Origin of the sequence: Streptomyces niveiscabiei (genome assembly GCF_001419795.1) — a bacterium.
GTDB lineage: Bacteria > Actinomycetota > Actinomycetes > Streptomycetales > Streptomycetaceae > Streptomyces > Streptomyces niveiscabiei.
This window is the reverse complement of sequence record NZ_LIRL01000527.1, coordinates 4450-15853: the sequence shown is the minus strand read 5'-3', so window position 1 is coordinate 15853 and position 11404 is coordinate 4450. Positions and strand designations below refer to the sequence as shown.

Here is an 11404-nt window from a genome sequence, read left to right as displayed (position 1 = left end):
GTCCGGGGGGTCGTCCCGGCGCCGACGCCGGTACGCCCCCCCGGACCCGGACCCCGTACCCGTACCCCGCTGCGGAGCCACCGGCTGCGGTACCTCGATGGTCACCGCGACCCCCGACGGCTCGCGGGCACCGGTGATCGTGGACAGCTCGGGGTCCGTCGAGACGATGCGGGACGTCCGCGGCCGGATCCCCGCGTCCGACATCAGCCGCGTGACCTCCCGCTTCTGCTCCGGCAGGACCAGCGTGACGACGGTCCCGGAGCCGCCCGCGCGCGCGGTGCGGCCACCCCGGTGGACGTAGTCCTTGTGGTCGGTCGGCGGATCGACGTTGACGACGAGGTCGAGGTCGTCGACGTGTATGCCCCGCGCCGCCACGTTCGTCGCGACGAGCGCCGTGACCTGCCCGTTCTTGAACTGGTCGAGCGTGCGGTTGCGCTGCGGCTGCGAGCGCCCGCCGTGCAGCGCGGCGGCCCGCACCCCCACCGCCAGGAGCCGCTTCGCGAGCCGGTCGGCGGAGCGCTTCGTGTCGAGGAAGAGGATGACGCGCCCGTCGCGCGCGGCGATCCGCGTGGTGACGGCCTTCTTGTCGGTCTCGTCCGCGAGGTGCAGGACGTGGTGCTCCATCGTCGTCACCGCGCCCGCCGACGGGTCGACGGAGTGCGTCACCGGGTCGGTGAGGAAGCGCTGGACCAGCCGGTCGATGTTCTGGTCGAGGGTCGCCGAGAACAGCATCCGCTGCCCGTCGGGCCGCACCTTCTGGATCAGCTTGGTGATCTGCGGCAGGAACCCCATGTCGGTCATCTGGTCGGCCTCGTCGAGGACCGTGATCCGCACGTCGTCCAGGACGCAGTCCCCGCGCTCGACGAGGTCGTTGAGGCGCCCGGGGCTCGCGACGACCACCTCGGCGCCGCGCCGCAGGGTGTCGGCCTGCCGGGTGATGGACAGACCCCCTACCACGGTGGCAACCCGCAGGTTGACGGCCGTCGCGTACGGCGACAGCGCGTCGGTGACCTGCTGCGCCAGCTCCCTCGTAGGTACTAGTACCAGCGCGAGGGGCGACTTCGGCTGCGCGCGCAGGCCCGCCGTACGCGCGAGGACCGCGAGGCCGAACGCGAGGGTCTTGCCGGAGCCGGTGCGGCCACGGCCGAGCAGGTCGCGTCCGGCGAGGGAGTTGGGCAGGGTGGCGGCCTGGATCGGGAAGGGCGTGGTGACGCCCTGCGCGGCCAGCGTCTTCAGCAGCGCGGCCGGCATGTCCAGGTCGGCGAAGTCCGCGACGGGCGGCAGCGCCGGCGTCGTACTCTCCGGCAGCCGGAACTCCCGCGGCCGGGAGGCGGCCGGCGCGGCGGACGGCCGGGACGAGCCGGACGGCGAGGACGACGAGGACGACGAGGCGCGCCGGTTCGGCCTCTGGGGTCTGCGGGACATGCGGGGGTCCACCTTCCTGGAAACAGTCATGGCTTCCCGGAAGCGGTCTTCCCGGAAACAGCGCAAACCGGGGCCCGCACCAGACGGTGCGAACCCCGGCGAGCTTGTGTTACGTCCGGCGACTAGGCGGGGACGATGTTCTCCGCCTGCGGACCCTTCTGGCCCTGCGTGACGTCGAAGGACACGCGCTGGCCCTCCTGGAGCTCACGGAAGCCCTGGGTCGCGATGTTCGAGTAGTGGGCGAAGACGTCGGGGCCGCCGCCGTCCTGCTCGATGAAGCCGAAGCCCTTTTCAGAGTTGAACCACTTGACGGTTCCCTGTGCCATGACGATCTCCTTCAGGTAGGCAGAGGCCCCATCCGGAGATGCCGGAAAACGAATAATGCGCCCGAAGGATGCAATCCCGTCAGGCGCACATAAGTCCATGGGTACCGCAACTGCAACACAGGAACCGTAACACACCCTGCGCGCGATACACGATCGATTTTTGCCGGCGGGATACGGCCCCGGGAGCCCCGGGAATGCCCGTCGCGCACGCGCTGTTCCAGTGGGTGGCAAGAAGTTCACCGTTCAACTAAAATCGACGTACGACAACGTACGACGTCGTGTCGTACGACGTCCGAGGAGGAACCGACATGCCCGCAGTGACCGTCGAGAACCCGTTGACGCTCCCCCGTGTCACCGCGCCGGCCGATGCCGTCGCGCGCCCCGTGCTCGCCGTCACGACCGCGCCGAGCGGTTACGAGGGTGAGGGATTCCCGGTACGTCGGGCGTTCGCGGGGATCAACCACCGGCACCTCGACCCGTTCATCATGATGGACCAGATGGGTGAGGTGGAGTACGCGCCGGGCGAGCCCAAGGGCACCCCCTGGCACCCGCACCGCGGCTTCGAGACCGTCACCTACATCATCGACGGGATCTTCGACCACCAGGACAGCCAGGGCGGCGGCGGGACCATCACCAACGGCGACACCCAGTGGATGACGGCGGGTTCGGGCCTCCTGCACATCGAGGCGCCGCCGGAGTCCCTCGTCCTGTCCGGCGGCCTCTTCCACGGCGTCCAGCTCTGGGTCAACCTCCCCGCGAGGGACAAGATGATGGCTCCCAGGTATCAGGACATCCGTGGCGGCAACGTCCAGCTCCTGACCACCCCCGACGGCGGCGCGCTGCTCCGGGTCATCGCGGGTGAGCTGGACGGTCACGAGGGTCCCGGCGTCACGCACACGCCGATCACGATGATCCACGCGACCGTCGCCCCCGGCGCCGAGCTCACCCTCCCCTGGCGGGAGGACTTCAACGGCCTCGCGTACGTCCTCGCGGGGCGCGGCTCCGTCGGCACGGAACGCCGGCCGATCCGGCTCGGCCAGACGGCGGTCTTCGGTACGGGGTCCTCGCTGACCGTCCGCGCGGACGAACTCCAGGACTCCAACACCCCTGACCTGGAAGTGGTGTTGCTCGGCGGCCGTCCCATCCGGGAGCCCATGGCCCACTACGGACCCTTCGTCATGAACACCAAGGCCGAACTCCAGCAGGCGTTCGAGGACTTCCAGAAGGGACGGCTGGGGACGATCCCGGCGGTGCACGGGATGTCCGAGGGCGGGCTGTAGCTCTCAGGTCGTACACGGCTACGCCTGTGGGGCCGCGTACGGCCGTGGCTCTCGGCCCGTACGCGGCCGTAGCTCTCAGGTCGTAGTACGGGTACCGCACCCGCACCCCGAGGCCGCCGGGTCGGCGCAGCAGCCGTCGCCGGTGGCCCCGGGTTCCGCGGCGCCTTCGCCGAGCGTGTCGGCGTCGGCCTTGACGACGTACACCTCCCACGGCTCCTCGCCGGGCCCACTCTCGATCAGTACGAGCTTGAGGGGCGGTTCGGCGATCGCGAAGTCGGCGTACCCCGCGCGCCGTTTGGCGGGTTCGGTGCCGAAGAGCTTCACGTAGAAGGCGATCGACGCTTCGAGGTCGCCGACCCGGAGGGCGAGCTGGACACGGGACACGCGGTGCTCGGACAGGGCTGCTGCACGGGGCTGACGGCGGCGCCGCTGGGCGACGCGGCCAGGACCTTCAAGGCGCTCGGCGACCCGGTCCGGCTGCGCCTGCTGTCGATGATCGCCTCCCGGTCCGGCGGCGAGGTCTGTGTGTGCGACCTGACCCCGGCGTTCGACCTGCCGCAGCCGACGATCTCCCACCACCAGAAGCTGCTCCGGCAGGCCGGTCTGATCGACTGCGAGCGGCGGGGGACGTGGGTGTACTACTGGGTGCTGCCCGGATGTCACGGGCGTCGCGGATGCTGAGGGCGTCTCGGAAGCCGGGGAGGTCGCGGGTGCCTCGCGCGTCCCGGGCGTCCCGCGCGTCTCGGACGGCCAACCCGAACTCACCGCACCCTGACCAGCCCTGACCGGAAAGGCGCCCGCCATGACCACCCCGTCCGTCCTGTTCGTCTGCGTCCACAACGCCGGGCGCTCCCAGATGGCCGCCGCCTTCCTCACCCACCTCGCGGGCGACCGCGTCCAGGTGCGCTCCGCCGGTTCCGCCCCCGCCGGCACGGTGAACCCCGCCGTGGTGGAGGCGCTGGCGGAGGCGGGCATCGACATCTCGGCCGAGGTCCCCAAAGTCCTCACGACGGAAGCCGTCCAGGCGTCGGACGTCGTCATCACGATGGGCTGCGGCGACACCTGCCCGGCCTTCCCCGGCAAGCGCTACCTCGACTGGCAACTCCCCGACCCGGCCGGGCAGGGCGTCGACGCCGTACGCCCGATCCGCGACGAGATCGAGAAGCGGGTCCGCGACCTGATCGCCGAGATCGCTCCCGGCGACTGACGGGGGACGGCACCTGACCCACCGCCAACAGGACACCGCGCTCCTCACGCCTCCCGCTGACCTCGCCCCCGCTCACCCCGTCTCGAACAGCTCGAACCAGATGCTCTTGCTCTCGCCCCGCGGGTCGACTCCCCACGCGTCCGCGAGGAGGTCCATGAGGACCAACCCCCGCCCGGACGAGGCCAGTTCGCCGGGGCGGCGTTTGTGGGGGAGGTCGTCGCTCGTGTCGGTGACCTCGACGCGGAGGCGTCGGGCGCCAGGGGGGCCGGTGATCTCCGCGAGGAGGAGCGCGTCCGCGTCGGTGTGGACGAGGACGTTCGTGAGGAGTTCGGAGAGCAGGAGGACGGCGGAGTCGAGCTGGTCGGGGGAGGGCCAGTCGTGGAGGAGGGCGCGGAGCTGGTGGCGGGCCTCGGCGACGCGTTCGGGTTCCGACTGGGCGATCGTCAGGACCGTACGGCGGGGGAGCGTGCGGGCGCCGGGGCCGGCGGGGGTGCGGGAGAGGAGCAGGAGGGCGATGTCGTCCTCGCGGCGGTCGGCGAGGGGCCCGGTGGTGTGGTGGGAGGAGGGGCCGAGGACGGTTTGGACGAGGGCGTCGGCCAGTCCTTCGAGTGTCCCCGGGTACGACTCCAGGGTCTCCCTGATCCGCTTCCACCCCGTCTCCAGGTCGTGCCCGCCGGTCTCCAGCAGCCCGTCCGTGCACAGCATCAGCGTCTCGCCGGGGTCCAGGGTGAGCCGGGACGTGGGGTAGTCGGTATCCGGGTCGATCCCGAGGGGGAGGCCGCCCGCGGTGGAGCGCAGCAGGACCGTGCCGTCGGACATGCGGACCGCCGGGTCGAGATGGCCGGCGCGGGCCGTCTCCAGAACGCCGGTCTCCGGGTCGACCTCGACGTAGAAGCAGGTCGCGAAGCGCGGGGAGTCGTCCGTATGGGTGAGGCCGTAGAAGAAACGGGACGCGCGGGAGAGGACCGCGTCGGGCCGGTGCCCCTCGGAGGCGTACGCCCTGAGAGCTATGCGCAGCTGGCCCATGAGACCCGCGGCGCGTACGTCGTGGCCCTGGACGTCGCCGATGACCAGCGCGAACCCGCCGCGCGGCAGCGGGATCATGTCGTACCAGTCACCCCCTACCTGAAGGCCGCCCCCGGTCGGGATGTAGCGCGCGGCCAGGGTCATGCCGGGTATCTCGCCCAGCGTCGGCAGCATCGAACGCTGGAGGCCGTCGGTCAGTTCGCGCTGGGTCTCGGCGGCTCCCGCCCTGCTCAGGGCCTGTGCCAGCATGCGGGCGACGGTCGTCAGGACCGAGCGCTCGTCGGGGGTGAAGGCGACGGGGTAGGTGAACGCGGCCATCCACGCGCCCATCGTCCGCCCGGCGACGGTCAGCGGCAGGAAGGCCCAGGACCGGCGGCCGAAGTGGGAGGCGAGCGGCCAGGTGAGGGGGTAGCGCTCCTCGTACTTCTCGGGGGAGGAGAGGTACACCGCGCGCCCCGTACGTACTACCTCCGCGGCGGGATAGTCGGTCTGCACCGAGAGGTGGGTGAAGGGTGCCTCCTCGCCGGGCTGCTGCCCGTGGTGTCCGATCACCGTCAGCCGGTCGCCCTCCACCCCGAAGACGGCGAGCCCGTCGGGGGTGAACCCCGGCATCGACAGCCCGGCTGCTACCCGTAGTACTTCAGAGGTAGACCGCGCCTCCGCCAGCGCGCGTCCGGCGTCCAGCAGGAACGCCTCCCGCGAGCGCCGCCAGTCCCCGGTGACCGCGCGCCGCCCCGCCGGGGTGCCCGGCGCCGGTTCGGTCACCTCCTGGAGGGTGCCGATCAGCTCGTACGCCCGCTTGACCGGATCGAACGACGGCTTCGAGCGGCTGCGGACGACCCGGACGACCCGCCCCCGGTCGTCCATGATCCGGATCCGGACCTCCGCGAGGGTCTGTTCGGCGACGGCGAGCTGGATGACGCCGGTGATCTCGTTCCAGTCGACGGGGTGCAGCCGGGCCCGGGCCCCGGCCTCCGTGAGAACCGTTTCCTCGGCGGGCAGCCCGAGCAGCCGGGCCGCCTCGGCGTCGACGGTGACGAGGCCGGACGCCGTGGACCAGTGCCAGACTCCGGTCGAGAGAGCGGCGAGGACCTGCTCCACCGCGGGCAGGGGCTCACCAGTGCGCATTGCCCTACTTTAAGAAGATTTTCGGCCAGGACGCCAGTGTTGTCGTACGACCGCTGTCCTGCCGCCCTTATTCGGAAGGGTGGTTTCAAGGCGGCCGGTACCCTTGAGGCGACCGAGGATCGCAACACGCGTGACCGAAATCCACGTAAGGACGATGAACGAAGATGCATCGGTACAGGTCCCACACCTGCGGCCAGCTCCGCGCCTCTGACGTCGGCACCGACGTCCGGCTGAGCGGCTGGCTGCACAATCGGCGCGACCTGGGCGGCATCCTCTTCATCGATCTGCGCGACCACTACGGCATCACGCAGCTCGTCGCCCGGCCCGGCACCGCCGCGTACGACGCGCTCGACAAGGTCAGCAAGGAGTCGACCGTCCGCGTCGACGGCCGCGTTGTTTCACGTGGAACAGAGAACGTGAACCCCGACCTGCCGACCGGCGAGATCGAGGTCGAGGTCGCCGAGGTCGAACTCCTCGGCGCCGCCCAGCCGCTCCCCTTCACCATCAACGCCGAGGACGGCGTCAACGAGGAGCGCCGCCTGGAGTACCGCTTCCTCGACCTGCGCCGCGAGCGCATGCACCGCAACATCATGCTGCGTACGGCCGTGATCTCCGCGATCCGGCACAAGATGGTCGCCCTCGGCTTCAACGAGATGGCCACCCCGATCCTCACCGCGACCTCCCCCGAGGGCGCGCGCGACTTCGTCGTCCCCTCCCGCCTGCACGCGGGCCGCTTCTACGCGCTCCCGCAGGCGCCGCAGCAGTTCAAGCAGCTGCTGATGATCTCCGGGTTCGACCGGTACTTCCAGATCGCGCCGTGCTTCCGCGACGAGGACGCCCGCGCCGACCGCTCGCCCGGCGAGTTCTACCAGCTCGACGTCGAGATGAGCTTCGTCGAGCAGGAGGACGTCTTCCAGCCGATCGAGAAGCTCATGACCGAGCTGTTCACCGAGTTCGGCGGCGGCCGGGAGGTCACCTCGCCGTTCCCGCGCATCCCGTTCCGCGAGTCGATGCTGAAGTACGGCTCCGACAAGCCGGACCTGCGCGCCCAGCTCGAACTCGTCGACATCACCGACATCTTCGAGGGCTCCGAGTTCAAGGCGTTCGCCGGGAAGCACGTGCGCGCGCTGCCCGTGCCGGACGTCTCCGCCCAGCCGCGCAAGTTCTTCGACCAGCTCGGCGAGTTCGCGATCTCGCAGGGCGCGAAGGGTCTCGCCTGGGTGCGCGTCGGCGAGGACGGCACGCTGTCCGGCCCGATCGCCAAGTTCCTCACCGAGGAGAACGTCGCCGAGCTGACCAAGCGGCTCTCGCTCGCCGCCGGGCACGCCGTGTTCTTCGGCGCCGGTGAGTTCGACGAGGTCTCCAAGATCATGGGCGCGGTCCGCGTCGAGGCCGCCAAGCGCGCCGGGCACTTCGAGGAGGACGTCTTCCGGTTCTGCTGGATCGTCGACTTCCCGATGTACGAGAAGGACGAGGAGACCGGCAAGATCGACTTCTCGCACAACCCGTTCTCCATGCCGCAGGGCGGGATGGACGCGCTGGAGAACCAGGACCCGCTGGACATCCTGGCCTGGCAGTACGACATCGTCTGCAACGGCGTCGAGCTGTCGTCCGGCGCGATCCGCAACCACGAGCCCGACATCATGCTGAAGGCGTTCAACATCGCCGGGTACGACGCCGAGACCGTCGAGCGCGAGTTCGCCGGCATGCTGCGCGCGCTGCGCTTCGGCGCCCCGCCGCACGGTGGCATCGCCCCCGGCGTCGACCGCATCGTCATGCTGCTGGCCGACGAGCCCAACATCCGCGAGACCATCGCCTTCCCGCTCAACGGCAACGCCCAGGACCTGATGATGGGCGCGCCGACGGAGCTGGAGGAGTCGCGGCTGCGGGAGCTGCACCTGACGATCAGGAAGCCGCAGCCGAAGTAGTACCCGGGTAGTACCTGAGTAGGGGGCCGGAGATCATGACGATCTCCGGCCCTCTCTGCGTTCCGATAGGCATGTTGTTCATAACCGTGAACTTCTGACCAACCCGTTGACCTGAAGTGAACGGCTCCGTAGGGTCCTCCACGCACATGACGGGAATTCATGTACGTGAACAGGGGTACGACAACGATGTCAGAGGTATCGGAAACCGAGCAGAGGGCGGTCGGCAAGTTCCTGCGCCGCATGATGCCCCTCCTCGTCCTCATGCTGCTGGTCAACAACCTCGACCGCACCAACGTCGGCTTCATCCAGGACGAGTTGAAGGCGGACGTCGGGGTCGGCGCGACCGCGTACGGGCTCGGCGCCGGGCTGTTCTTCATCGGGTACGCCCTGTTCGAGGTGCCGAGCAACATGCTGCTGGAGCGGTTCGGCGCCCGCGTCTGGCTCACCCGGATCATGATCACCTGGGGCGCGGTGATCATCGCGATGAGCTTCATCCACAGCGTGACCTGGTTCTACGTCCTGCGCTTCCTGCTCGGCGTCGCCGAAGCCGGCTTCTTCCCCGGCGCGATGCTCTACATCACGCAGTGGCTGCCCGACGCGAGCCGGGGCCGCGCGACCGCGATCTTCCTCGGCGGCTCGGCCGCCGCCGGCATCATCACCGGGCCGATCACCGGCGCGCTCCTGGAACTGCACGGCGCCGGCGGATTCGCGGGCTGGCGCTGGATGTTCGCGCTCGAAGGCACGTTCTCGGTCCTGGTCGGCATCGCCGCCGGCTTCTTCCTCGTCTCCCGCATCGAGGACGCGCGCTGGCTGACCGCCGAGGAGAAGACCGCGCTGCGTACGGCGGTGGCGAACGACGAGGACGTCCGCAGCCGCGCGCCCCGCACGTCCCGGCTGCGGCTCATGTTCCACCCCCAAGTCGCCCTGCTCACCGGGGCGTTCTTCGCGATGACCCTCACGGGGTACGCCATCACCTTCTGGCTCCCGAGTCTCATCGAGGAGATCGGCGGGCTGTCCTCCTTCCAGGTCGGGCTGCTCTCCGCGATCCCCGCGGTGTGCTCGATGATCGCGATGTACTCCATGTCGCACTTCACGGACCGGGCCGAGGACCGGCGGCCGTACCTCGCGATCACGCTGGTGCTGTCGGCGGTGGGGACGTACCTCGCGACGCTCGGCGCCGTGGGCGTCTTCCTGGGCGTCATGGCCTGGCTCGACGACGGCTTCTGGCTCCACCCGAGCTGGTCGTCCCTGACGGTGTTCGCGACGGTCCTCGGCGTCGTCGTCCTCCTGCTCCTCGCGGCGGTGGCCCGAGCGGCGGGCCGGCGCGCGTGGGGCTTCGCCGCGGGAGCCCTCGGCGCTCTCGCCGCGGGCGTCACGGCGTCCACCCTCCTCCCGGAGCAACCGGCCTTCGCCCTACCGGCCCTCACCCTGCCGACAGCGGGCCTGGCCCTGAGCATCGGGGCGTTCACCCTCCCCGTCCCGGACCGCTGGTTCGCCCCTCGCCTCCGGGGAGACGACGATCGCTGGCTGTCCCACCTGGAGACACTCCTGCGTACCCGGCACGCGATGCCGAGGCGGCAGGCCCGCGCGCACGTGGAGGAGGCGCGCAGGCACTTGCGGACAGAAAGGGACACCGACCAGAGCACTTCCGGCCCGGGCCTCGCCGAAAAAACCTTCGGCCCCGCCGACCTCTACGCCCTCCACCTCACCGACGGCCCCCGCCGTACGCGCCGCCTGGCGCACCGCGAGCGCAACGCGACAACAGCCTTCACCGTCCTGGCTGTTGCCCTCTCCTGGGACGAACTCCACCCGCCGTCGTCGAAGTTCTGGATGTACGTCGCGGGCCTCACGTGCCTGGTCGGGTACACGGCTCTCCTGTGGCTGCGCCCGGACAAGCCTTAGGTGCGGGTGGTCCGCGCGGAGGAGCGATCACCGACCGAGAAGGTGGATTCCGCCACGCTCCCGACGCGCACCCGCGTAGACGGCTCGGGCTTCTGGGTGAGGAAGTCCCGCAGGGTACGTCCGGTCGGTGCGACGTGCGGCGCGACGGCGACCAGCAGCGCACCGCCGACCGCTCATGAACCTCGGCATCCCCCTCGTCGTTGTGCGTGAACCCCTCCCACCACGCACGCCGCGGCCCCCCGCTCCCGGGTACGCTGTACCCCGCCCCGCCCGGAGACGAACGGGGCAAGGTGGGTTGCCCGAGCGGCCTAAGGGAACGGTCTTGAAAACCGTCGTGGCAGCGATGTCACCGTGGGTTCAAATCCCACACCCACCGCAGGTGAACGGCCTCTGACCAGTCGATACGGTCAGAGGCCGTTGTGTTGAGGGGTGCCCGCTGGCGACCGTTGTTCCCCGTGGCTTCCCGCACGATGGGGCACGGATGGGGCACGGGCTGGAACGCTACGAGTCCGAGGCAGGGGTGGTTCGACGTGGTGGTCAGGTCAACGTCTCATCGGGTTGGATGTCGACCGTGGATCCCACTCTTGTGAAAGCTCTGGTGGGCGGCATTGCTGTCGTAGCCGCCGCTGCCGTGACGGCTCTCTTTCAGTACGCGGCAAAGGTGCGTGAGGAACGTCGGCTTCTGCACGTTTCCCTCGTCGAGGCAGACACCAAGGTCGCAGGCGCGTTCGGCGAACTCATCGGTCGGTCTCATGGACGTGGCAGGTCTGAGCTGAGCGAAGCCTTGGTTCAGGCGCTGCTCGCGGAGGGCGTTCTCCTCGACACAGTCAGACAGGTCTACGCAGATCACGTACAGACCTCGTCGGACAAGCGCAGTGCAGTCAAGCAGGTGTTGGGTGACTTTCCGGTGTCGCATCCGATCGGAACGGATGACATGGATGCGACCTTGCAGGTCTTGGTTGCGCTCGGCAGGAAGCATGACGTCTTGACGCGTGCGGCACGCGGAGCTGTCGAAGGCAGACAGACGTGGAAGCCGCTCCCAGGCTCCGCCGAACTCGTTGCTGACCTGAAGAAGCACGAGGAGTGGAATCGCATGAGTCGAGTCGCGCGGTTGTTGCACCCAGGCCGACGTCCCTGACCTCCTCAACCCACCACTTACCCAGCTCCCATCCCGTCTGCCGT

Annotated in this window: 10 protein-coding genes and 1 tRNA gene; 7 read left to right on the top strand and 4 right to left on the bottom strand. The window is 69.8% G+C overall.

What is annotated here, in order from left to right:
• Window positions 1-1425 (bottom strand): DEAD/DEAH box helicase (locus AOK24_RS25095; RefSeq protein ID WP_055722340.1); only part of this gene is annotated, 1425 nt, incomplete at its 3' end.
• 122 nt (window positions 1426-1547) lie between these two features.
• Complete coding sequence (locus tag AOK24_RS25090) at window positions 1548-1751, bottom strand: cold-shock protein (RefSeq protein WP_007502648.1); 204 nt, start codon at window positions 1749-1751, stop codon at window positions 1548-1550.
• Between the two features lie 308 nt (window positions 1752-2059).
• On the opposite strand from AOK24_RS25090, the gene AOK24_RS25085 reads away from it, so the two are divergent.
• The gene (locus AOK24_RS25085) at window positions 2060-3031 is read left to right on the top strand and encodes a pirin family protein (RefSeq protein ID WP_055722339.1); all 972 of its coding nucleotides are present in this window, start codon (window positions 2060-2062) and stop codon (window positions 3029-3031) included.
• 75 nt (window positions 3032-3106) lie between these two features.
• Here AOK24_RS25085 and AOK24_RS25080 read toward each other — a convergent pair whose 3' ends face one another.
• Entirely contained in the window at window positions 3107-3415 is a 309-nt protein-coding gene (locus AOK24_RS25080) for a VOC family protein (protein ID WP_055722338.1), read from the bottom strand.
• A gap of 3 nt (window positions 3416-3418) precedes the next feature.
• Between AOK24_RS25080 and AOK24_RS25075 the strand changes: the two genes are divergently transcribed.
• Both AOK24_RS25075 and AOK24_RS25070 read left to right on the top strand, forming a co-directional pair.
• Entirely contained in the window at window positions 3419-3712 is a 294-nt protein-coding gene (locus AOK24_RS25075; protein ID WP_055722337.1) for an ArsR/SmtB family transcription factor, read from the top strand.
• A gap of 121 nt (window positions 3713-3833) precedes the next feature.
• Window positions 3834-4238 carry an arsenate reductase ArsC gene (locus AOK24_RS25070; RefSeq protein WP_055722336.1) on the top strand — a complete coding sequence of 135 codons (405 nt, stop codon included), beginning with the start codon at window positions 3834-3836 and terminating at the stop codon, window positions 4236-4238.
• Between the two features lie 72 nt (window positions 4239-4310).
• On the opposite strand, the gene AOK24_RS25065 is transcribed toward AOK24_RS25070, so the two are convergent.
• The gene (locus AOK24_RS25065; RefSeq protein WP_055722335.1) at window positions 4311-6392 is read right to left on the bottom strand and encodes an ATP-binding SpoIIE family protein phosphatase; all 2082 of its coding nucleotides are present in this window, start codon (window positions 6390-6392) and stop codon (window positions 4311-4313) included.
• A gap of 164 nt (window positions 6393-6556) precedes the next feature.
• Here AOK24_RS25065 and aspS point away from each other — a divergent pair, with 164 nt between their 5' ends.
• The 4 genes from aspS (at window position 6557) to AOK24_RS25045 (ending at window position 11360) form a co-directional block, all read left to right on the top strand.
• Window positions 6557-8320 carry an aspartate--tRNA ligase gene (aspS, locus tag AOK24_RS25060; protein WP_055722334.1) on the top strand — a complete coding sequence of 588 codons (1764 nt, stop codon included), beginning with the start codon at window positions 6557-6559 and terminating at the stop codon, window positions 8318-8320.
• Window positions 8321-8506: 186 nt separating this feature from the next.
• On the top strand, window positions 8507-10222 hold the full coding sequence (locus tag AOK24_RS51115) for an MFS transporter (protein ID WP_240554110.1): 1716 nt from the start codon (window positions 8507-8509) through the stop codon (window positions 10220-10222).
• Between the two features lie 289 nt (window positions 10223-10511).
• Window positions 10512-10598, top strand: a tRNA-Ser gene (locus tag AOK24_RS25050).
• Between the two features lie 105 nt (window positions 10599-10703).
• Window positions 10704-11360: a hypothetical protein gene (locus AOK24_RS25045; protein ID WP_133258192.1), complete on the top strand. Its 657-nt coding sequence runs from the start codon at window positions 10704-10706 to the stop codon at window positions 11358-11360.
• Window positions 11361-11404 lie beyond the last annotated feature (44 nt).